The organism is Psychromonas algarum (genome assembly GCF_004376845.1).
Taxonomy (GTDB): domain Bacteria; phylum Pseudomonadota; class Gammaproteobacteria; order Enterobacterales; family Psychromonadaceae; genus Psychromonas.
On record NZ_SNUW01000002.1, the window covers coordinates 69,477 to 93,953 of the forward strand.

17 protein-coding genes, 1 tRNA gene and 1 riboswitch are annotated in these 24,477 nt (G+C 36.3%); of the genes, 8 read left to right on the top strand and 10 right to left on the bottom strand.

What is annotated here, in order from left to right:
• Positions 1–75: 75 nt before the first annotated feature.
• The 4 genes from E2R68_RS00445 to metN form a co-directional block, all read right to left on the bottom strand.
• On the bottom strand, positions 76–903 hold the full coding sequence (locus tag E2R68_RS00445) for a DUF4198 domain-containing protein (protein ID WP_134275536.1): 828 nt from the start codon (positions 901–903) through the stop codon (positions 76–78).
• Positions 904–1,040: 137 nt separating this feature from the next.
• A riboswitch (cobalamin riboswitch) is annotated at positions 1,041–1,175 on the bottom strand.
• A gap of 221 nt (positions 1,176–1,396) precedes the next feature.
• On the bottom strand, positions 1,397–2,215 hold the full coding sequence (locus E2R68_RS00450) for a MetQ/NlpA family lipoprotein (protein ID WP_134275537.1): 819 nt from the start codon (positions 2,213–2,215) through the stop codon (positions 1,397–1,399).
• A gap of 68 nt (positions 2,216–2,283) precedes the next feature.
• Positions 2,284–2,970, bottom strand: a complete 687-nt coding sequence (locus tag E2R68_RS00455) for a methionine ABC transporter permease (RefSeq protein WP_134275538.1) — start codon at positions 2,968–2,970, stop codon at positions 2,284–2,286.
• Positions 2,960–3,994, bottom strand: coding sequence for a methionine ABC transporter ATP-binding protein MetN (gene metN / locus E2R68_RS00460; protein WP_134275539.1), 1,035 nt, complete (start codon positions 3,992–3,994; stop codon positions 2,960–2,962). Before metN ends, E2R68_RS00455 begins: the two co-directional genes overlap by 11 nt.
• Before the next feature lie 356 nt (positions 3,995–4,350).
• Between metN and E2R68_RS00465 the strand changes: the two genes are divergently transcribed.
• Positions 4,351–5,673: a Na+/H+ antiporter family protein gene (locus tag E2R68_RS00465; protein ID WP_134275859.1), complete on the top strand. Its 1,323-nt coding sequence runs from the start codon at positions 4,351–4,353 to the stop codon at positions 5,671–5,673.
• A gap of 131 nt (positions 5,674–5,804) precedes the next feature.
• Here the strand turns inward: E2R68_RS00465 and E2R68_RS00470 are convergent, their stop codons facing one another.
• From E2R68_RS00470 to E2R68_RS00480, 3 genes are all read right to left on the bottom strand, one after another.
• Positions 5,805–6,449, bottom strand: coding sequence for an SRPBCC family protein (locus tag E2R68_RS00470; RefSeq protein WP_134275540.1), 645 nt, complete (start codon positions 6,447–6,449; stop codon positions 5,805–5,807).
• 605 nt (positions 6,450–7,054) lie between these two features.
• The gene (locus E2R68_RS00475) at positions 7,055–9,376 is read right to left on the bottom strand and encodes a tetratricopeptide repeat-containing diguanylate cyclase (RefSeq protein ID WP_243834568.1); all 2,322 of its coding nucleotides are present in this window, start codon (positions 9,374–9,376) and stop codon (positions 7,055–7,057) included.
• A gap of 280 nt (positions 9,377–9,656) precedes the next feature.
• The gene (locus E2R68_RS00480) at positions 9,657–10,568 is read right to left on the bottom strand and encodes a LysR family transcriptional regulator (RefSeq protein ID WP_134275541.1); all 912 of its coding nucleotides are present in this window, start codon (positions 10,566–10,568) and stop codon (positions 9,657–9,659) included.
• A 147-nt stretch (positions 10,569–10,715) separates the two neighbouring features.
• Here E2R68_RS00480 and E2R68_RS00485 point away from each other — a divergent pair, with 147 nt between their 5' ends.
• The 3 genes from E2R68_RS00485 to E2R68_RS00495 all read left to right on the top strand — a co-directional run bounded on the left by E2R68_RS00485 (position 10,716) and on the right by E2R68_RS00495 (position 16,020).
• Entirely contained in the window at positions 10,716–11,888 is a 1,173-nt protein-coding gene (locus E2R68_RS00485; RefSeq protein ID WP_134275542.1) for an MFS transporter, read from the top strand.
• Positions 11,889–11,917: 29 nt separating this feature from the next.
• Positions 11,918–12,454 carry a redoxin domain-containing protein gene (locus E2R68_RS00490; protein WP_134275543.1) on the top strand — a complete coding sequence of 179 codons (537 nt, stop codon included), beginning with the start codon at positions 11,918–11,920 and terminating at the stop codon, positions 12,452–12,454.
• 362 nt (positions 12,455–12,816) lie between these two features.
• Positions 12,817–16,020, top strand: a complete 3,204-nt coding sequence (locus tag E2R68_RS00495) for an ImpA family metalloprotease (protein ID WP_166738765.1) — start codon at positions 12,817–12,819, stop codon at positions 16,018–16,020.
• A gap of 198 nt (positions 16,021–16,218) precedes the next feature.
• Here E2R68_RS00495 and E2R68_RS00500 read toward each other — a convergent pair.
• Positions 16,219–16,303: transfer RNA gene (locus tag E2R68_RS00500), tRNA-Leu, on the bottom strand.
• 195 nt (positions 16,304–16,498) lie between these two features.
• Here E2R68_RS00500 and E2R68_RS00505 point away from each other — a divergent pair.
• On the top strand, positions 16,499–17,056 hold the full coding sequence (locus E2R68_RS00505; protein WP_134275545.1) for an RDD family protein: 558 nt from the start codon (positions 16,499–16,501) through the stop codon (positions 17,054–17,056).
• Between the two features lie 67 nt (positions 17,057–17,123).
• Here the strand turns inward: E2R68_RS00505 and lptG are convergent, their stop codons facing one another.
• Positions 17,124–18,188 (bottom strand): LPS export ABC transporter permease LptG, encoded by a 1,065-nt coding sequence (gene lptG, locus E2R68_RS00510; protein WP_134275546.1) that lies wholly within the window; start codon positions 18,186–18,188, stop codon positions 17,124–17,126.
• Positions 18,189–19,289, bottom strand: a complete 1,101-nt coding sequence (lptF, locus tag E2R68_RS00515) for an LPS export ABC transporter permease LptF (RefSeq protein ID WP_134275547.1) — start codon at positions 19,287–19,289, stop codon at positions 18,189–18,191. It abuts the gene before it with no gap.
• Positions 19,290–19,477: 188 nt separating this feature from the next.
• Here lptF and pepA point away from each other — a divergent pair, with 188 nt between their 5' ends.
• Genes pepA through E2R68_RS00530 form a run of 3 tightly spaced genes read left to right on the top strand, consistent with a single transcriptional unit; the run spans position 19,478 to position 24,359 of the window.
• Positions 19,478–20,992: a leucyl aminopeptidase gene (gene pepA, locus E2R68_RS00520; RefSeq protein WP_134275548.1), complete on the top strand. Its 1,515-nt coding sequence runs from the start codon at positions 19,478–19,480 to the stop codon at positions 20,990–20,992.
• Positions 20,993–21,024: 32 nt separating this feature from the next.
• Positions 21,025–21,501, top strand: coding sequence for a DNA polymerase III subunit chi (locus tag E2R68_RS00525; protein WP_134275549.1), 477 nt, complete (start codon positions 21,025–21,027; stop codon positions 21,499–21,501).
• Positions 21,501–24,359, top strand: a complete 2,859-nt coding sequence (locus E2R68_RS00530) for a valine--tRNA ligase (protein WP_134275861.1) — start codon at positions 21,501–21,503, stop codon at positions 24,357–24,359. Before E2R68_RS00525 ends, E2R68_RS00530 begins: the two co-directional genes overlap by 1 nt.
• The last annotated feature ends 118 nt before the right edge of the window (positions 24,360–24,477 follow it).

The following is a 24,477-nucleotide window of genomic DNA, read 5'->3' on the forward strand; positions in this document are numbered from 1 at the left end:
CTAACAATAAAGAAGTAAGTCGAATAAGCTAATGTAAATGCGTTATTCGACCTAGATTAATAAATCAATTATTACTTATGGCAACTTAGTTGCTTGTACCCATATCACAGCATCTTGTGATAACTCTTTTCCTTTATAAGTTTTTTGCTCACCCACACCTAATGCAGCAAAGCCCCAATGCCCTGCTTTTAATAAAGAGAAGTGAAAGGTACCGTTTGCATCAGCATAAATAGTCTGAGTAACAAAAATATCTGATGGAGGTGTCATAGTCGGCTCTTTAGCAAAACGATTGTTTTTCATATCAGGTTGGTAATTCATGAACTCAACTTCAATTGCAGCAAATGGAACAGGTTTACCGTTAGATTTTACAATGCCACTAAAAATACCACCTTCATAAATTGCATAAGGTTTTGTTAAAGGCACAATTTCAGCGGTTAAACCCAGGTCATGATTCCAATCTGTAGGTAAATTACCGACATTCACAATTGTTTTAGTAATTTGTTGAATATAAATATCTTCTTCTTCTTCAAAATAAGGTGAAGGTTGTACAATAAATGCGTAATCACCTAAACCTCGTAGTCTAGTTTCTGCTTGATAAGCATGTCCTTTATCAACAGAACTTTGCCATTCAATATCTGAAATAGTCTTTAATAAATCAGTTTTCTTTCCTTTGTTAATTACATAAAAGGCTTCTGGTTTATCAACCGTCATAACATGCCCACTAGCTGCAGGGTGAGTAAATGGCATTTTGAAACTAATGGGGCCGCCTTTTTCATGCAATAAATGTGGGGTATACAACATTTGAAAATGTGCATTAGCTGAAAAAGACAGTAAACAGCTAGTGATGACACATAATGGAGTGAACAATTTTTTAAATGTACTTATTTTTTTAATATTTAACACAGAGAAAGCTCCGTCTGAATGGTTAACAGGCGAAGTTGTGGAGGAGATGGCAGCTCAAATCAAGCAAACCAACCGGTGAAGCCCTCCGCAACACCACGGTACTTATTTCAGAGAAAACTCAATAGTTTGCTTCTAAATAAGCATCATTCCTCAGGTTTGGTATCCGGGCTTAATAAACTAAACTCAGTTTATTCTACCGTTGCGGGGGCAGCCTTGGTATTTGACCAAGTTCCCAAACATTTACACTGTTAGCAAATTAAAATGGCTATGACATCTATAAATGTATCGTTTTAAATCGATATCCAAAGGAGGGGGAACAATAACTTGATACAGGTCAAACATCAAATATAAAGCCGTTTTTTAATACCTATTTTAAAAATTATTTTCGTTATTTTTAGTGAAAAATATTCACCCAAAGTCGAGCCAATAAAAAAGGGGATTAAGCCAAGCCTAATCCCCCTTTCAGTGTTACTAATGGTTTATAAAAAGTGGATTACCAACCTTTTACAACACCACCTTTAAAGATTTCAAGAGCACCTTGGTACACTTCTTCAGATTGGTATGCTTTCACAAAGTTTTGGATATTTTCTGCTTTAACATTATCTTCACGTGCAACAATTAAGTTAACGTATGGAGATTCTTTATCTTCAATGAAGATACCGTCTTTCTCTGGAGAAAGGTTAATAGAACTTGCGTAAGTTGTGTTAATAATAGCAAGACTTACATCATCTAATGAACGAGGTAATTGTGCAGCTTCTAGTTCAACAATTTTTAGATTTTTTTCACTGCTAACAATATCTAAAACTGTTGCTTGTAGGCCAACACCTTCTTTTAATGTTAATAGACCTTGTTGCTCTAATAAAATTAAAGAACGACCTAAGTTAGTTGGGTCACTTGGTACTGCAATTTGATCGCCATCTTTTAATTCATCTAATGATTTAATTTTACTTGAGTAACCAGCAATTGGGTAAACGAATGTATTACCTGCAACGGCAAATTTATAACCACGGTCAGCAATTTGCTGATCTAAATAAGGTTTGTGTTGGAATGCATTTGCATCAATTGAACCTTCATCAAGTGCGGCATTCGGTGTGATGTAATCAGAAAAAGTCACTAATTTCACATCTAGACCATATTTTTCTTTTGCTACTTTAGCTGCAATTTCTGCTACTTGTGCTTCTGCACCAGCAATTACACCAATAGTCACTTTAGTATTATCTACTGCAGGTGCTTCTTTTTCACCACAGCCAGATAGCGCAACGACTGATGCTAAGCCTAAAACAGCAAAGACTTTTTTGATATTAAAGTTCATAAATTTTCCTTTTTAAATGTTATGGCTTAATAATTAAGAGTTAATCATTAAGGGTAAAGTGTAAAAAATTAACGATGATCGACACGTTTAACAAGGTGATCACCAACAGATTGAATAAGTTGTACCAACACGACTAAGATAACAATAGTGATCATCATTACTGTGCCATCAAAACGCTGATAACCGTAACGGATACCAACATCGCCAAGACCACCACCACCTACAGTTCCAGCCATTGCAGAGTAACCAACGAGCGTCACTAAAGTGATCGTTATTGCATTGATAATGCCGGGTAATGCTTCTGGTAATAATACTTTATTAATAATTTGAATTGGTTTTGCGCCCATCGCCTGTGCAGCTTCAACTAAACCTGCAGGAACTTCTAATAACGCCCCTTCAACCAAGCGAGCAATAAATGGGATCGCACCGATAGTTAACGGCACAATCGCTGCAGCAGTACCAATCGAAGAGCCAACAATAAAACGCGTTACTGGTATCAAAGCCACTAATAGAATAATAAAAGGAATAGAACGTCCAATATTAACCACAACACCTAATACTTTATTAAGTGCAGTATTTTCTAATAAGCCATTTTTTTTACTTAAATGTAATAACACACCTAATGGAATACCAACAACAAAGCCGATAAAACCAGAAGTGAATACCATTACAATGGTTTCCCAAAGAGAATTAACCAATAAATCAATTAAACGCGGATTTTCTACCCACCATGTGATCACTGCATTAAACGACATAACCTAACACCTCTAACTCTATTTTTTGCTCTTTTAAATACGCAATCGCTTTTTCAGCAGCAACTTCAGAACCAATAAACTCTGCGAGCATTAGGCCAAACTTAACGCCTCCAACATAATCCATGTTTGAACTTAAGATACTAATATCAATATTAAATTCACGTGCAACATGGCTGATCACAGGCGTATCAACGGATGCTCCAGTAAATTCTAAACGGATCAATGGATAACTATTTTCAACACGCTGTGCTTGTAAACGTGTTTGATAATCGACTGGAATAGATAAATCTAATGTTGAACGAATAAATTCACGCGCGAGATCTGTTTTAGGGTGAGCAAATATGTCACCTACTTTGCCATTTTCAACTAATTTCCCATTTCCGATAATAGCAACTTCTTCACATATTCCTTTTACCACAGCCATTTCATGGGTAATCAATAAGATAGTTAGATTTAACTCTTTATTAATTTTTTGTAATAACTCTAAAATAGAAATAGTTGTTGCAGGATCAAGAGCACTTGTTGCTTCATCACACAATAAAACTTTCGGATCTGAAGCTAATGCTCGTGCAATTGCGACACGTTGCTTTTGACCACCACTTAAATTAGCAGGGTAAACATCGCGTTTATCAACTAACCCAACGAGCTCTAATAAATCTTCTACTTTGCTTTTAATTTTCTCTTTAGCAATACCAGCAAGTTCCAATGGCAATGCAATATTATTAAAAACAGTACGTGATGAAAGCAGATTAAAGTGTTGAAAAATCATGCCTATTTTACGACGAGTTAAAGTAAGTTCTTGCTCTGATAATGTCGTTAAATCAACACCATCAACAATAACTTCTCCACTTGTTGGACGCTCTAATAAATTAACACAACGTATTAATGTACTTTTACCTGCGCCCGATGAACCGATCACCCCGGAGATACTACCTTGTTGTATTGTCAGATTAATATCAGAAAGCGCATTGATAGCCCTATCTCCCTGATAAAAAACCTTATTTACATTTTTTATTTCTATCATCAAATTTCCTGAAATCAAACGGGTGTTATGTATGAATCAATCATCATACTGATGTGATCTATCTCATAATTACCCTTGCATACTAAGACATCTAGACGTCTAAAGCAATTAATGATTGGATTAAGACAATAAAAAAGAAAATGTGTTATGAATAAATAAAAATAGTATTGCTTTAGGGTTAATAGTTCAGCACAAATAGCCTGCAACAGGAGCAAAAATTAACCACTCTACAAAGAGAATATAAACAAGGTGATAAATATATATAAAGTTTTATCTGCAAAGTATTAACACATCGAGTAGAATGCCTGCGATTTTTATATAAGCAGTTTTGATTTACTCCAAAAGGAATAATTATGATTAACCCAGTTTTATTAGCGGTGTGTATCATGCTCATCCTATCAATGATGCGTATTAATGTTGTAATAGCATTAACATTGAGTGCATTAGTTGGTGGTTTAACCGCTGGTTTATCACTTAATGACACAATCGCAGCTTTCGAAAGCGGTTTAGGTGGTGGTGCAACTATTGCACTAAGTTACGCAATGTTAGGCGCTTTTGCCGTTGCTATTTCTAAATCAGGGATCACTGATTTATTATCACAAAGTATCATTAAGCGTTTACGTGGCGAGCATGCTCAGCAGACCTCTACAGCCATTAAGTATGTTGTCTTTTCAGTTATCTTATTAATGGCTGTTGCTTCACAAAATGTTATCCCAGTGCATATTGCATTCATCCCTATTCTTATCCCACCACTATTAAGTGTTTTCAATAAATTACGTGTTGATAGACGTTTAGCGGCTTGTATCTTAACCTTTGGTTTAGTAACACCTTATATGGTTTTACCTATTGGTTTTGGTGGTATTTTCTTAAATAATATCTTACTTAAAAATTTACATGATAACGGCTTAGACGTTGTTGCAAGTCAAGTACCAACAGCGATGGCACTACCTGCAATAGGAATGGTTGTTGGTTTGCTTATTGCTGTCTTTATCAGCTACCGTAAACCACGTATTTACCAAGAAGAAAAAAAGAGTGTTGAAGAAGTTGCCTTTAAAGCACTGAATAAACGCCATATTGTTGTTGCCTTTATTGCCATTGCTGCAACGTTAATCACCCAATTAATGACAGGCTCAATGATTGTCGGTGCATTAGCGGGCTTCTGTGTATTTACTATTGGTGGTGTTATTGCTTGGAAAGAAACACATGATGTATTCACTAAAGGTGTACATATGATGGCAATGATAGGCTTTATCATGATTGCTGCTGCAGGTTTTGCTGCTGTGATGAAAGCCACTGGTAGTGTTGAAACATTAGTCGCTGCATTATCATCTGATGTTGGTAATAACAAAGGGCTAGCAGCTCTTTTAATGCTAGTTGTTGGTTTATTGGTAACAATGGGGATTGGTTCTTCTTTCTCAACAATTCCAATCATTGCAACTATTTATGTGCCACTTGCTATCTCTTTTGGTTTCTCTCCAATGGCAACTATTGCATTAGTAGGTACGGCAGCCGCATTAGGTGATGCCGGCTCACCAGCTTCCGATTCAACTTTAGGACCAACTTCAGGTTTGAATGCAGATGGTAATCACGATCATATTCGCGATACAGTAATCCCAACCTTCTTACATTACAATTTACCTTTAATTGTCTTTGGCTGGATAGCTGCTATGACGCTATGAAGCACCAATAGTAAGCCTCAATTGAAGCAGATAGGAAAACCTTATATCTGCTTCAATTTAATACCCTCTACTCTTTATTCCTATAGTAATAAACACTAACCATTCAATTTTTTAAAATTAATGGCTGTTAATTAATATGCATAAGTATCTAATGACGCATTATCAATGATAGTTTGTAGTTTGTTCAAATCAGCTTCAGTACCCGCAATTAACTCTCTATTAAAAATAAAAGCTGGCACATAACCATTAGGATCAAGCCAAGTTTTATAATTAACTTCAACAATAGAGTTAGATATTTTTTGGATTGTCCAACGAGACTCAACCTGAACTAAACGTACATATTGATCATTCGTAGGCACACGATCACTGCAAGATGTAATATTGATTGTCGTAATGTTTTCTTTAAAAAGAGTATCAACACAGGTGATCACTTCGCGATCTTTAAATGGCCATGGACTATTGATGACAGTCCGTAACAAGTATTGATGATTATTATAAACCTGTAAAACTTGTAAACTTTGCACCCGCTCAAACCACCGCGGTGTTCCTTTAATATCAGATAAAACCCTGAATACTAAAGCTTTAGAACGACTAGTGAAAAACTTCGCTTCAACTTGTTTAAAATGACTCTGTTTATATTGCTGTAAGGTAACCTGAAGATCTCCCTTACTTTTAGCTGATTTTTGTTGCTGTTGTTTTACCGAAACACAGCCCGAAAGTAATAATGTGGTAAACAATAAGAATAAAATGGTCAATCCATTGGCGTTATATTTCATTTCAAATCCTATAAAAAGGTGAGTCCTCAATGAAAAGTAATTCAATTCAAGATGTAAATTAACGTAAACGCCTTTTCTATTTACGAAATTTATAACGAAGAAGTGAGTTGTTTTAAGATCAGCTATTTACTGTAAATTAATATAAGTATGTTACAGCATGCAATTTATATAAGCGTATTTACATACTCAGATTGTGATTTATTTATACAATAGCAAATGGAAGTTAATTTTATTAGGAATAATGCAAAAGACAACAACAAAAAAGTGTGACGAAAATCACACTTTTCTTGTATTACAATTAGATAAACAATATAATCAAGAGCACATTAAATAGGAATGATTATGAAACAAAAAATCTTTAGTACCAGCCGAGAACTAGCAGGCATTTTTATGATGTTTACAGTAACAGCAGCAATTGTTTTAACTGTTGTTTTATCTCAAATGACAACACAAATGTAATCGAGCAATAGCTCGATTATTTTTTACTTTTTATTATTAAACATTTCCCTATCACAGTTTCAGTAAGCTACTTTTAAATCCATGAAAAGCCCAATGGCAATATAGAAATAAAACAGGTGAAATAAATACAAATAAAGTTAATCTCTTTATGTATTATTTTTCTCTAAAGCTTCATTCCAGATAGTTACTTGATTTCGCCCCATGGTTTTTGATTGATAAAGTGCCACGTCAGCTTGATGCATTAATTCTTTTGGAGATTTAGCGCCAAATACAACAGATGTCACACCAATGCTACAAGTGATAGAGATATTATCAAAGTTATATAACTCTACTTTTTTACGTATATTTTCAGCAACTTGCATGGCAATTTCTTGAGAGGAATCTGGTAAAACGACACAGAATTCTTCGCCACCAAAACGTGCAACCGTGCCTCTATTAGCAATAGTATTTTGTAAAATATTAGCAAAATCACAAAGTACAGTATCACCTGTAATGTGGCCATGAGCATCATTAACATTTTTAAAGAAATCAATATCGATCATCATAAAACAATACTCATTAAATGAACCCGAATTTGCAAATTTCCCAAAATCTCGCTCTAAAAGTTCGTATAAAATACGACGGTTATAGCTATTGGTTAGCGGGTCACGAGAAACTAAGTAATCAAGTTCTCTATTGCGTTTTTTTGAAGCAGAAAACCTGCGATAAATAATAACCACCAGCAACAAACACATGGCTAATAATAACGCCAATGCCAAGTTAGCATATTTATTTTTAACCAATTCTAATTCAGAAATTTTACTCACTTGAGCTGCAATTTCAATTTCGTTATTTTTCTGCTCAAGTTCAAGATGATCTAGCTTTGCTTTTTCTTTTAATGATGCTAATTCCATTTCCATCTTATGCGAAGACAATGTGGCTTTTACAAAAACAAGCTCTTTATCTTCTTTTTCTTGTTCAATAATAGAAGATAATGCAATTTCTTTTTCTGCATAACTTAATGATTTTTCAAAATTCCCTCGTAGCTTCTCTAATCTTCTAAGCTCAGAATAAACAGATAATTTCTGAGGGTTTGAATTGATTTCATTTGATAAAGCTAATGACTGATTTAATAAATGAATGGCTTGTTTAGGATCTTTTTTAATCAACATAGATGCTAAAGAGATTTGTGCTTTTATTTGATACATTTTATTACCAACAGCAACAGCATCCACTAATGAGTCTTTATAATAAGCAATCGCTTGCTTTTCATTTTTCTGATCACGACAAATATTACCAAGGATCCGAGCTGTCAAAGCCTGCTTTGTTTTATCATTCTCCTGCTCATAGATATCATGCGCTTTCAGGACCATCGCTTTTGCAGACTCATAATCACCTGCATTTAAATCAATAACCCCTATTTCTCTGTATGCTGAAGCTAATGTTTTGGCTTCAACTTCCTCTTTTGGTAAATAAATGGTTAGTTGATAAAATGATCTTGCCTCTTTAAATTTTTTCAAACGAGTGTAGATAAGCCCCATTTGAATTGAAGATTTTGCAATACCATTAACGTCATCCACTTTTTGATAATATAAATACGCTTTGTAAAAGTTTGCTAATGATTTCTCGTAACGCCCAATATTTCTATAAATGATACCTGCACCATTTAGCGCTTTTACATAACCTTTAGGATCATCTATTTGTGCATAGACTTCCAAACTTTGTGCAGAATAACCAAGTGCGATCACATCGTTTCCAAGGTGACGTTCCGCTTCTGCAATGGCATTTAAGATACGCGCTATATTTTTTTTATCATTTAAAGCCGTATAAGCCGTTAATGATTTTTTATAAAACAAAGCGGTTTGCCCTTTATCATTTAGGCCTTTATACGATTCTGCTATTTTTTTATAGGTTTGTGCAATGCTCTTAGAGTTTGAAACATACTCTAAAACACGAGTATATTGCACAATAGCATCTCCATAATGTTTCTTATCAAAATCCTCATCGCCCTTATTTATTAATATGTTAGCAATAGACCAAGTAACATTATGCTGTTTTGCAAGCGGTAATAAATTATCCATTGCATGATTTATTTCTTGATAACGCTCATCATCTAGATCTTTATAAATCAGTGAAGCTTGTAAAAAAGAGGACATGGAATCAACAATCTTTTGCGATGTTAAATTTAGTTCACCCAATAAAGAATAGGCTTGTGCTCTGACTTCTTGATGGTTATTTTTGTCTGTTCGATTAAGCACTTCATTAGCCAATAAACGACTACTATTTGGATCCGAATGTTGAATTGACTTTGCTTTATTGAATAGTTCTGTATCAGATAGATGTATTGTTTCTATTTTCTGTGGAGGTGTTTCAACATTACTTTCCAGGGCCTTAACAGGACTAATAGGAAATATAAACATCATAAAAAAAAGAGGAAATATGATACGAGAAAAAATAACTCGCGAGCGGACATATAAAATATTTAACATGGCACTAAAAAAATACTTTTTATCAAGGTCATTGCAAACAGAGTAATCAAATTTTTGAAGCGTACAATAGTTCACAAAAACACACCTTAAATTAATACATTATCCCAAGATACAATAATAAAATAATGCATCATATATACTTTAAATAGCGACTAATCAGATAACAACAAACTGATCCATAAGCACTTTCTGTTATAGCAAACAATAAAAAGTCGATGCAAAATAATAGATCAATAGAAGATCTCTCAACAGTGATTAAATTGTACTTTATTTATCATATTCAATTAAGCATATTATGCTGTATTTCTTGCTTGGCATTTAAAACAATATTTGCAAATGCATTAACGGTTGCACTGCAGTTACTCTTTTTATATTGAATATGAACTGGAATTTCTGTCGTAATATTTTCTAACATAATAAAATGGCAACCATCACTATATAATTTACGGACACAATAAGGAGCAATAGCCACTCCTAATCCAGCAGCGACTTCTGTAACTAATGTTTGCATATTTCTAGGTTGGCTAACGATATTAGGTGAAAAACCAGCTTGCTTACATAGCATAATCGTTTCATCAAAAAGTCCAAGAGCCTCTTCTCGATTAAAAATAATAAACGGTTCTCTTTTTAGCTCTAATAAGTTAACCCTTTTTTGACCAACAAATTCATGATCTTGATTAACAATAGCAACAAGTGTATCGATATAAATACTGTGATGAACAAATTCATCCATAATTGAGATCGGTAATGGCCTTGAGAAGGCAATATCGATACGATCATTTTTAAAGGCTTCAATTTGTTCCGTAGCCGTCATTTCAAATAAAGTAACATGTACATGTGGAAAGTGCGATTTATAATCACGCACTAACTCAGCCATAAACGATAAACAAGCAGAGCTTAAGTAAGCAATATTGAGTGTGCCTAATTGGCCATTTTGAGCCAGTTTTACTTGTGTTTTAGCTTGCTCCGTTAATGCTAAAATATCAATCGCATCTTTTAATAACTGCTCTCCTGCTTCAGTAATAGCAACATCTCGAGAGTTTCGTTTGAACAAATTAACCCCCAACTCTGTTTCCAATGCTGAAATATGTCGGCTAATTGCAGGTTGTACTGTATGTAGTTCTCGTGCTGCTTGCGAAAAACTTTTATGTTTAGCAACCGCAATAAAACTCTTTAATGTTTTGATATCCATCGTAAATTCCCTATATAACATGTTTCATTTTATGTTTAAGCAATAAACATCTATACACAAATAACATAGATTCAATAATATATTATTATTTTTGTTATACATGAACAAGCCTTATCATCTCAGCATCATTTATTCACCGGAAAGAAGATGAGTAATAGCAAACAGGATCAATCTATAAATCAATTTATTTTATTGCTAATGACAGCGGCTATTGCAGCAACTGCAGCTAACCTTTATTACAGCCAACCTATTTTACCCTTGATTGCTAAAGAGTTTAATTTAAGCAGTTCACAACTAGGTAGCATTCCAGCCTTAACACAATTTGGTTATGCCTTTGCATTATTATTTATTTCTCCTTTAGGTGATTCAATTGCTCGTCGACACTTAATTACTATTTTATCCTGTTTATTAGTCCTTGCCTGTAGCGTTGCAGTTGTTGCACCAAATTTGCCTGTTTTGTTAGTAGCCGTATTTTTAATTGGTGTTAGCACTAATATTACTCAGCAGTTAATTCCATTTGCGGCATCTATGGTCTCAGCCAAAAACAAAGGAGCAACGTTAGGCACATTAATGATGGGTTTAACTATTGGCATATTGCTTTCAAGAACATTAAGTGGATATGTGGGAGAAAACTTTGGATGGCATAGTGTCTTTATTATGTCTGCTCTATTAGCAGCTCTTTTTGGCATCTTATTAAGGCTATTTTTACCCCAAAATAAACCACAAACTAATTTACTTTATTTCGCACTTTTAAAAAGTACTATCAGCCTATTAATTAAACACAAACCATTGCAAATATACACATTAGCAGGAGCTTGTTGGTTTGCTTCTTTTAATGTGCTTTGGGCAACACTCGCTATTTATGTAAGTGATGTGCCTTTTAATTACAACACACAGCAAGCAGGCTTATTTGGTGTCATTGCATTAGCAGGAGTCATTGGCGCGAAGTCAGCTGGCAAATGGGTTAATAAAATAGGCTCTAAAAAATTAGTCTTAGTTGTGCTCATACTTGCAGCAATTGGATTTGCAATCACGGGTATTTTTTCAGGAAACTTGATTGCATTAATTATCGGTATTATTTTAATCGATTTTGCTATTTTTAGCGCTCAAGTGGCGAATCAAGTACGTGTTTTTAGTATTGACCCGAGTGCACAGAGCCGTATTAATGGGATCTATATGCTTGGTTATTATCTTGGTGGCGCACTAGGTTCTATTACAGGAGTTAAAGCTTTTGCACTATATCAATGGCCTGGAGTGGTTGCTGTCAGTATATTATTCATTGCCATCAGTGTTCTTATTAATTCATTCGCTAAAAAATAAAATTAACCATTAAATAAAGAGAGATGATCATGACAAACTCAATAAAATTAACAGCTGGTAGTGTTTTTCCATCGATTGAAGCAAGCTTACTTAATGGAACAACATTAGATTTAAGTAAAGCGCACAGTGGTGCAGATTGGCAGATGATTGTTGTATATAGAGGTAAACATTGCCCATTATGCGTTCGCTACTTAAACCTGCTAGAACAACATCAAAATGCATTAAAAGAAATTGGTGTCAGTATTTCAGCAATTTCTGCAGATTCAAAAGAACAGCTACAAACAAGTATGGAAAAGCTAACGGTTACCTACCCTATTGCTTATGGTTTAACAGAACAGCAAATGATACAACTCGGATTATATGTTTCAGCCCCACGAACTCAGCAAGAAACAGATCATAATTACTCTGAACCTGCTTTATTTATTATTAACGATAAAGGTACTCTACAAGCAGTAGATATTTCCAATGCGCCTTTTTTACGCCCAGATCCAGAGGTTATTGTGAGAGGATTAACATTTGTTCGTAGTCAGGAGGGATATCCAATCCGTGGCACAATAGCTTATTAAACAGCACTTAATAGATTCAAAAATCATCAAACGAGCAGCCTTAATAAAAATACTAAGGCTTGCTCGTAAAAACGTTTTTAAAATATTATGATGATAATTATCATAAAAGAGAAAGTATTTATTAATCTCTCCCCAGACACACCTCCACGACTACCACTTTATAGGTAACCGATTCTCATTAAATAAAGCTTACATATCAATATTTTATAAAGAACATTCAATTTTAGAGATAATACTTTTAATGCTGTTCTTTTAATACTCTCCCTGCATTATTATTGCGCCCATAAAAAGATAGGCTTTGCTTTATCTGAAATCACATGGAAGTGAATATATTCATTTTCACTTATGCTCAAGGAGGCAGCATGTTTAGCCAGCGTACATTATTGTTTATTATTCTTAGTTCAATACTTACTCTTTATGGTTGTGGAGGAGGAAGTTCATCAGAAAGCAATACCCCACCTTCATCAGACTCAGCTCCGGATAACACAGTACCAGAAGATGAAGATAATAATGAAACAGAGAAACCACCTAGTGGCGATGGTTTATCATCTCTAGAGCAAGCACTAAAAACCGGCAACATAAATTTGCTCAAAACAAGTGATAACGTCGCTGCAGCTGCAATTGACTTTATCGATAAAGCAAGCGTAAACGATGCAGCAACAAGGCTTCAACTATTAGCTGATATAACCGATCTTGACTGGAATCCTACTCATGATGCAGGTTTTCTTCGTGGTGAATTAGGTAAAAATATCGAAGTGCTTAATGTCAATGCAGACCAAAATGGTGATGATATCGATGATAGCAGAGCCTTGGTAGTGGCTGGCACACATGAGCAATCAAAATTTATTATGTTTGGTGGTCACCCGTTCCGTAATTTAAGAAGCGACCCTTCATTGCTCAACGAGGATATGTTGCAGTTTTTACATAATACGATGACTTGGCTGACCGAAGGAAAAGAAAAGGATTTACGTGTAACCCTTGCTCAAAGCGATAATAGCTATTGGTTTCGAGATGAACCAGCGACTCGAGAATGGCTAGAAGATAATTATAACGAAGGCTTAATTATTAATAATGCCAATACTTGTAATGGTGCAGCACTTAAAACCTGCTTACAAGGTGGTAGTGATTTATTAATCATTTCGCAATTTCAAGACGCATATGAAATTGATGACATAATGGCGGGAGTGAATTATGCAACAGCAAATGGTATTCCAGTATTATACCTGCACCATGATGGTGGCATCACTGATTTAGGTAGTCAGTTATTTAACAACTTTGATGTTGCCTATGCAGGTGATAATCGCTGGCCACAATCTACTATCAAAAATACAAGTGTTGCCGATGCAGATCGTTTACCGGGACATATCAGCGCTATAAAAAATCTATTAAATCATATAAATAATGAGAATTTTTCGGTTCCATTAGCTAGTTGTGCTGAAGATAGATGTGCGAATGATGAATCTTACGCAAATGAATTCTCACTCGCCGCTAATTCAATTAAATCAATGTTCGATACTTACGACCAAAATGGTATACGCATATTTGATTCAAACAGTAAAATACTAGAAAAACATTTAGTATTATTAGCTGACCAAATCCGACAAGATATTAGTTATCCTATGAGTGTTGATTCAACACCAACAAATGAATTTCTCAAAGCCTACTTTGCCGATCATTTGATTTATATCTCTCGTGATATAAACCCTGTACCAGAAGATTTAGGTAATTACAGTCGCAGTGATTTTAGCCGCATCACACCAACAAGCAAAACAATAACACTTACCAGCAAACAATCATTTCGTTCATCTGGCGTGTATGCTTTACCGGGTCAAACTGTTCGGGTCACACGTTTAGATAACAATGAAGTTGATACGAGTATTCGTGTAAACTCAGTTCGATCTGGTGCGACTCATGAATGGGATAGCAATGGGTACACACGTCCTAAATATTTAGCATCACAGAACCTAGCAATTAAGTTTGGAGAATCGATAGTATTTACTTCACCCTACGGCGGCCCGATCCACATTACATTCAACACTAACGATATAGAAACACAGTTTACATTCGAAAACATCGGTGAACATGCTTTTTGGAGTGGCTCGCAAGACGACACAAAATTCACAAAAGCATTAGCTGATGATCATTATGATTGGGCTGAAATTGCGACGAACAGCTTTGAAGTACATTCTAAAGCGGATCGTATCGTTAGCACTTTAGAAACCTCCTATTGGAATACAGCAGCTGAACTCGCAGAAGCGATTAAATTATATGCAACGAACTACACACATGTTCTGGCTGGATTTCAAGGTCCAGATATTACTCCAGAGCCAGAAGTACATGGCTGGGCGGAAACGGAAGGTTTAGCGGTAGCAACAGTTGATATTGTAAAGCATGTGAATGCCGACCAAGCAACCTGTGGTGGCGCTTGCTCTGGTAATCCGTACGATACATACGGTTCATTTCATCCTGTAGAACACGGTAACTTGCATGAGATAGGTCATGGTTTGCAAACCAACCGTTTCCTATTTTCATTTGGCTCAGCAACACAAGGTGGCCATGGTGCAACTAACTTTTATTCCTTCTATGCACGTCAACAGTTTTTTGAAGCAACAGGTATACACTCTACGCCTGGTGCGACCACTATTTGTGAAGTACAAACCGGACCAGCATTTAGAGGTGAATTTGCAGCCTTTGTAGAGGCAGCTAAAACCGAAGATCCAGGTGCAACAATTGCAGCTATTATAGAGCGTACAACATTAGGTACTACCATAGAATCAGATCCTACAGCGCTAACACAATGGGGTAGCTATGATTACAACTACTTTGTATGGGATGAACTGCAATTGCATGCACGCCGCTTAGATATTTTAAATTGGGGTCAGCACCTTATTGCACGCGTACATATTATCGAACGCGAATTTAATAGTGCTCTTGCTTCCGATGAAGCATGGATAAACAAACGTGACAACTTAGGTTTTAGCACTTACAGCCTTGATGAAGCTAAAGCTATCAGTACCAATGATTTTATTCTTATTGCCGCTTCTCGAGCCGTCAACTTAGATTATCGCCAACCATTAAATCTTATGGGAGTATTAGTGAGTGACAAAGCCAATGCACAAGTTGCTATCAGTAATCACACATCAATAGGCCGAGAATTTATCACGCGAAACGATGCATGTTCAGCAAAGGTGAAAGACAGCCGTAATTTAGCCGAACTGGCTGCTCGCGGGGTTGAGTTTGAAATGAAATCCACTGAAATTACTGCTGATGCGCAATGGCCCTGGCCAGAAACAGAAGTAAGTCTTAACAAAGCCATCTACGCAATCGATGAAGCAATCACTATTAGTTACGCACATGCGCCAGGTAATAGCAGAGATTGGATTGCTATTTATAACGCAGATATCGAACCAACGGGTAGCGAAGGTCGAATCGAATGGCACTATATCAACGGTAATATAGCTGGTAGTCAAGTTTTCAGTGGCTTAGATGCAGGTAAATATGTCGCTTATCTATTTGAAAACAATAAATACACAGTGTTAGCCGAAGCCCCATTTTTGGTGGAATAAAGCCAAGAATATAGATAGCCTAATATGAAATTTTAAAAGCAGTATAAATTAATTGTACTGCTTTTTTTATGTGCTAATTATAAAGAGTACGGTATCTAAAGGTATGCTAAAGGATAAGCTAAAAATTTATGGGGTAAGCTTTTGATCTCCCCAAAAACAACAAAGCCCCAACAATTGTTGAGGCTTTATCACTAAATATGGTGCCCGAGGACGGACTTGAACCGTCACTCCTTTCGGAAACGGATTTTGAATCCGTCGCGTCTACCAATTTCACCACTCGGGCTAAGTGCGAGTGATTATACCGATGCATTATTTACACACAAGGTTTTTCAGTCACAAACTGTGTGAGCGATTAAAAACTCATCAATTATTGTTCTTGGTTTATTAAGAATGAATCCTAACTCACTGTCCTTAGAAATAAAATAGTAACTGTTTAAGCATTTGTTATACTGTTTTTTCATTATTTAAAGGGGTCATCATGGTTAAGGCTAATAATACAAAAACACCACAATTAATCTTAGAAGAACAATATCAAGCCTGCGAACGAGCATCATTTTTTAAGCGTTTAGGTGCTTATATTTATGATCTTTTTGCCATTGGTGCAGTGCTGATGCTTGCAACTGTATTCGCTTTATTGGTTGTTGTTATTTTAGCTAAAATTGCAGTAATCGATTTAAGTTTATATAAAGATAGTGCTGATTATTTAGGGCAAAGTCCTCTCTTTTTAACCTACTTATGCGCTGTAATTATTGGATTTTATGCTTACTTTTGGAGCAAAGCGGGCCAAACTATCGGCATGAAAGCATGGCGTTTACGCGTTCAAAATAGTGATGGTAGTAATATCAGTTTTACACAATCATTAATCCGCATGGCAACTTCTGCATTTGGTTTAGGTACTTTCATGGCTTTATTAAAAGGTCGCAACGCATTCCAAGATTTGTGGGCAGAATGTGAAGTCGTAGTATTAACCAAAGAACTCAGTAACTGGAAAGGTTTTAAAGGGATGGGTTTTATGGATGAAGATAAAAACAAATAAAATAAAAAGTGGGTATTAGTTGTTAATAAATAACTAATACCCTAATTAACTTCAATTTATGATAAGGCTAACTTTGCCTACTGAGTAAGAACATCGCAATTGCTAAGACTAATATACTTGGCAACAAGGCTCCCAATATCGGTGGTAAACCAAATACTAAACTTGCAGGACCAAATAACTCACCAGACACATGGAAAGCAAAACCACTGGCAATACCAAAAATCAATCTCGTCCCCATAGGTACACTACGTAAACCACCAAAGATAAATGATACAGATAACAACATCATTACCACAACAGTAAAAGGCAATACGGCTTTACGCCAAAAGGTTAACCAGTAACGACTAGCGTCTTGCTCATTTGTTTGTAGATAATTGATATAGCTGTAAATGTCTCGCATCGACATCTTATCTGGCTCGCTAATAATAACTTCCAATTTTTTAGGAGTCAGATCCGTTTGCCAAGTATATTCAGGAATACTTTCTATCTCAGTCTTGTCTTCAAAAAAAATTGTTTTAGTGACATTTTTTAACAACCAATGCCCCTGCTGATAACTCCCTTTATTAGCAGCAAGCGCATAATCTAAGATCAAGTCTTTAGAGAAAAAATACAGCTGAACATTATATAATTCAGCATTACTATTCATTTTGCCAATACTAACAAAAGAGTTCGCATCTTTAGCCCAAACACCGTATTCATTTTCAACTTGAGCACTGCCACTTTTAGCTAAATCACGCATAAAGTAAGCTTCTTTATCTGTTTTAGGCGCGACAAACTCTCCTAATAACATAACGGCAATGACCATTGGAATCGCTGTTTTTAATACTGATGTTGCAATTCTAAACTTGGATAATCCGGCTGCTTGCATAACCACGAGTTCACTACTACTTGCTAAGGAGCCTAACCCAATTAATGCACCTATTAATGCAGCCATTGGGAAAAATAAGGTAATTTCAGCAGGCATTTTTAATAAAACAAAATAAGCGGCTTCAACAACCCCAAAATTACCAGTACCAACATGCTTCATTTGCTCTACAAATTTAATAATATTACTTAAACTTGTTAATACGAATAAAGTTAAGAATGTCGCAGCAAAAACAGTTCGACCAATGTATCTATCTAAAATTCCCATCTATTTTTCCACCTTAGGTTTTTTAGGCGTTTTCACTTTAAGATTAAATTTTCCGATTGTTTGTAAATGCAACATAATACCAATACCAAAAAACAAGAATTGTACGCCCCAAATTGCAAAAGGAGGGATAGCACCATCTTCAATCAAACTTTTTGAAGCGCTGAGTAATAAGAAAAAGGTTAAATACAAAGCTAAAGCTGGTAGTAATTTAGCATAACGCCCTTGACGAGGGTTTACCTTTGATAAGGGCACAGCCATAAAAGTAATTAATAAAATAGACACAGGAATAGCAATACGCCATTGCAATTCGGCTTGGTAACGAGGATCTTTAGAGCCTAATAATGTTTGTGTTGGTAACGCATCTACACCACGTTTTTTACTTTGTACTTCTGCATTTGCGATATGTACTTTATAGCTTAAAAAACTGGTATTTTGAAATTCATTCTGCCCTACAATGCCAGCATAACGTTGACCATCTTTTAAGGTTAACCATGTTCCATCGTTTTTTTCTTCAACACGCCCTGTTTTTGCAGTGATCACTGAAGGAGAAACCCCTCCCTCTTCAGGCCAGTGTGCTGCAAATACATTAACCAGTTTTTGGCCCTTCTCATATTTTTCAACGTATACAACACCACCATTACCCGATGTTTTATGGAAACGACCTTCAATTAAAGTGGCAGTACCCGCATCTGCTTCAGCTTGTTCAATAACAGAGATCATTGCATCTTCAGCTGTTGGCGCTAAATACAAGCTATTAAAACTTGCAAAACCGAAGGTAAATAATGACAGCATAAGTGTCGCTTTCAATACTTTATTTGGACTATAACCACATGATGTTAAAGCCACCATTTCGCTTTCACTGTGTAAACGACCATGAGCAACGAGTACCGCAAGATAAAAACTGATAGGTAACATTAACGTACCCAGAGTGGGTAAGTTTAAATATAAAAGAGTTAATACTAAATCCGCAGGGATCACACCATTAATCGCTTGAGCAAGAATGGCAATAAACTTTTGGCTCACAAATATCAGGAGTAAAATAAAGAGAATGCCTATCTGACTTTTAAATGTTTCAGACATTAAATAACGAAGAATTATCACCCAGCTCTCCAGTGTAAAATAAGATGCGACAAAAGACCGTAAAATAGTGGATTAAGCAAGCAATTGCGGTAAAATTGCTATTTTAGTAAGTTTAGATTACGTTTCAAGATCCACAATAGCTTATGATAACTGCATTTTTATGAAAATAGCACAGTTAATCTTAATATAATTCGTTTTAAAGGATACATATGGAATTTCTAGTTAAGAGCGGTAGCCCAGAAAAACAACGCAGCGCATGTATTGTTGTTGGTGTCTTTGAACCACGACGTTTGTCTAATGCTGCAGAAGTATTAGATGATATTAGTGAAGGTTATTTAAGTGCGTTATTACGCCGTGGCGACATTGAAGGAAAAGTTGGTCAAGTATTATTCTTGCACCATGTACCTAACGTATTAAGTGAGCGTGTATTATTAGTAGGTTGTGGTAAAGAACGCGAGTTAACAGAAACACAGTACAAACAAATTATTGAAAAAACGATCACAACGTTAAACGATACCGGTGCATTAGAAGCAATCTGCTTCTTATCAGAATTACATATCAAAGGGCGCGATAGTTACTGGGCTGTACGTCAAGCAGTAGAAGCAACACAAAATAGCTTATACAACTTTGATCAATTCAAAACCAATAAAGACAATACTCGTCGCCCATTACGTAAACTAACGTTTAATATTCCAAGTCGTAAAGAACTAACTCGTGCAGAATTAGCATTACAACATGGGTTAGCGATTGCTTCTGGTATGAAGTTCTGTAAAGACTTAGCGAACATGCCTCCGAATATTTGTACGCCATTTTATTTAAGTGAACAAGCACAAGAGCTGGACCAACAGTTTGATAAAATTACTACAGACGTAGTTGATACCGCACAAATGCAAGCATTAGGTATGAACAGTTACTTAGCGGTAGCACAAGGTTCTGCAAATCCTGCTTATATGTCAGTCATTAATTACCAAGGTGGTCCAACAGATCAGAAACCTATTGTATTAGTAGGTAAAGGATTAACCTTTGACTCAGGTGGTATTTCACTAAAACCAGGCGCAGGCATGGATGAGATGAAATATGATATGGGTGGTGCTGCTTCTGTATTTGGTGCACTGAAAGCCATTGCAGAATTAGACTTACCAATCAATGTTGTTGGTGTTATTGCTGGCGCAGAAAATATGCCTTCAAGTAAAGCTTATCGCCCAGGTGACATTTTAACAACTATGTCAGGTCAAACGGTTGAGGTATTGAATACGGATGCTGAAGGACGTTTAGTATTATGTGATGCATTAACTTATGTAGAACGTTTTGAACCAGAATGTGTTGTTGACGTAGCCACATTAACTGGCGCATGTATCATGGCATTAGGCCACAATATCAGTGCTTTAATGAGTCCACATAAAGGGTTAGTACATGAACTATTAAGTGCTTCTAATCAAGCGGGTGATAAAGCATGGCAATTACCAATGGATGATGACTTCCAAAAACAATTAGATAGTCCGTTTGCTGATATGGCAAATATTGGTGGTCGCCCTGCTGGTTCAATTACAGCAGCTTGTTTCTTATCTCGCTTTACGAAAGCCTACACATGGGCACATTTAGATATTGCAGGAACAGCTTGGCGCTCAGGCCCAAATAAAGGTGCAACAGGTCGCCCTGTTTCATTATTAACACAGTTTGTCATTAACCGCAGCGAACAAGATGTCGCGGATATCGACGCATAAATGTTAATAACTAAACGTCATTTGGAACGCTAATGAGCCAAGTTCTTTTTTATATTCATACAGAAGATGCGACTGACAATGGCTTGCCGCCCTATTTTGTGCAAGCTTGTCAGTTAGCGGCTTATTATTATCAGCAAAATAAGAAAATATTTATTTACACTGAAAATCAACAAGATGCATTTACTGTTGATGAATATTTATGGCAGTTCGATGGCGATAGTTTTGTACCACACAATTTAGTCGGTGAAGGCCCTCGCTATGGTTCACCAGTTGAGATTAGTTGGTTAGCACCGCAACATCCACGTGCGATACTGATTAATCTCAGTCAAAACATTCCGGAATTTAATTTAAACTTCCAACAAATTATTGATTTTGTGCCAGCACAAGAGCAATTAAAAATTAATGCGCGAATGCGCTACAGCGCCTATAAAAAATTAGGTCACACCCTATCTACTCAAGATGTTGCAACAGCATCCCAAGAGTCAACTAACCAGACAGAAGATAAATGATGGAAAAGACATATAACCCAAGTGCAATCGAACAAAAAAATTACCAAAATTGGGAAGAAAAAGGTTATTTCAAACCTCATGGTGATACTGACAAAGAAAGTTTCTGCATCATGATCCCGCCACCAAATGTCACTGGTAGTTTACATATGGGTCATGCTTTCCAAGATACGATCATGGATACTTTGATCCGTTACCAACGTATGCAAGGTAAAAATACTTTGTGGCAAATGGGTACTGACCATGCAGGTATCGCAACACAAATGGTTGTAGAGCGTAAACTGTTTGCTGAAACAGGTGAAACTCGTAAAGAGTTAGGCCGTGAAACTTTCATTGAAAAAATCTGGGATTGGAAAGCAGAATCAGGTGGTAATATTTCTCGCCAAATGCGCCGTTTAGGTACTTCTGTCGATTGGGATCGTGAACGATTTACTATGGATGCAGGGCTATCTGAAGCCGTTAAAAAGACGTTTGTTGATTTATACAATGACGACTTAATTTACCGAGGTAAACGTTTAGTTAACTGGGATCCTAAATTACACACTGCAATTTCAGACTTAGAAGTAGAAAACAAAGACGTTAAAGGTTTCATGTGGCACTTCCGCTATCCATTAGCAAATGGCGTATTAACGGCGGACGGTAAAGATTACATCGTTGTTGCAACAACACGTCCTGAAACCATGTTAGGTGATACTGGTGTTGCGGTTAATGCAGAAGATCTTCGTTACCAAAACTTGATCGGCCAACACGTTGTTTTACCTTTCACTAACCGCCTAATTCCAATCATCGCCGATGAACATGCCGATATGGAAAAAGGGACGGGTTGTGTAAAAATCACCCCAGCACATGATTTTAATGACTATGAAGTAGGTAAACGTAACAGCCTACCTATGATCAACGTATTAACTTTTGATGCATGTATTCGTGATACAGCAGAAGTCTTTAATACTAATGGTGAAAAGAGCGAAGATTACGCAACGGATTTACCTAAACAATTCCAAGGCTTAACACGTGAAGATGCTCGTAAATTAGTAGTGAGTGAATTAGATGCGTTAGGTTTATTAGATGAAATTAAAGATCACGATTTAACCGTTCCTTACGGTGACCGTGGTGGTGTTGTTATTGAACCAATGCTAACAGACCAATGGTATGTACGTGTTGCTCCTTTAGCTAAAACAGCAAAAGAAGCGGTTGCTAATGGTGATATCAAATTTGTTCCACAGCAATACGAAAATATGTACAACTCATGGATGAATGACTTAAATGATTGGTGTATTTCACGTCAATTATGGTGGGGACATCGTATTCCAGCTTGGTATGACGAAGCAGGTAAAGTTTACGTTGGACATGATGAAGCGACAGTTCGAACAGAAAATAATTTAGATGATAGCGTTGTACTGAGCCAAGATGATGATGTACTTGATACATGGTTCTCATCTGGTCTTTGGACATTCTCTACTTTGGGTTGGCCAAACCAAACAATGGATCTTAAAACCTTCCACTCTACAGATGTATTGGTAACCGGCTTTGACATCATCTTCTTCTGGGTTGCACGTATGATCATGATGACCATGCACTTTATGAAGAATGAAGATGGCACACCACAAGTCCCCTTTAAAACCGTATATGTCACTGGTCTAATTCGTGATGAAAACGGCGATAAGATGTCTAAATCTAAAGGTAACGTATTAGATCCTTTAGATATGATCGACGGTTTAGATCTTGAAAGCTTAGTGACAAAACGTACTGGCAACATGATGCAACCACAGCTTGCTAAGAAAATCGAAAAAGATACACGTAAAACGTTTGCTAATGGTATCGAAGCACACGGTACAGATGCATTACGCTTCACATTAGCAGCAATGGCATCAACGGGTCGTGATATCAATTGGGATATGAATCGTCTTGAAGGTTACCGTAACTTCTGTAACAAGTTATGGAATGCAAGTCGTTATGTATTAATGGACGCAGAAGAGCAAGATTTTGGTTTTGGTGATAACAAAGAGATGCAATTCAGTCTTGCCGACCGTTGGATCCAAGGTCAATTGCAAAATATGATCAAAGAGTTCCGTCAAGCATTAGACACATATCGCTTTGATATTGCAGCAAATATTCTTTACGATTTCATCTGGAATGAATTCTGTGGTTGGTACTTAGAATTAACTAAACCTGTTTTATTCAAAGGTAGCGATGCAGAACAACGCGGTACTCGCAATACATTAATCAATGTATTAGAAACGTTATTACGTGTAGCGCATCCAATGCTGCCATTTATGACGGAAGAAATCTGGCAACGTGTGAAAGCAATTACTGGTCAAGGTGGTGAAACTATCATGCTTGAAGCTTACCCTGAATACGATGCTTCACAGGTTGATGAACAAGCAGTTGCAGATCTTGAATGGGTTAAACAAGTCATTGATGCAGTACGCAACATTCGTGGTGAGATGGATATCAGTCCAAAAGTACCACTTAACGTATTAGTTAAAAATGCAAGCACTGAAGATACACGTCGTTTTGCTGAGAATGAGGCTTTCTTAGCGGCACTCGCTAAATTAGAGTCAGTTACCTTTGTTGAACAAGGCAAAGAAACACCGGCTTCTGTTACTGCATTAATTGGTGAATTAGAGCTATTAATTCCAATGGCTGGTTTGATCGACGCAGAAGCTGAGTTAGCACGTCTAGCTAAGCAGCTTGAAAAAGCAACTAAAGAACTAGGTAAAGTATCAGGTAAGCTAAGCAACGAACGTTTTGTTAGTAATGCACCAGAAGCGGTCATTACTAAAGAGAAAGCAAAACAAGCTGAATACCAAACTACTTGTGATAAGTTAAATGAGCAAATTGAAACTATCAAAGCACTTTAACTTGGCTGATTAAGGCTTATTAGGGTTTATCAATAAGGGAGCTTATTTAAGCTCCCTTTTTTATGCCTCCAAAATGCATAATAAAAAAGTGAGTTGTTTTAAACAGTAAAATAGATCT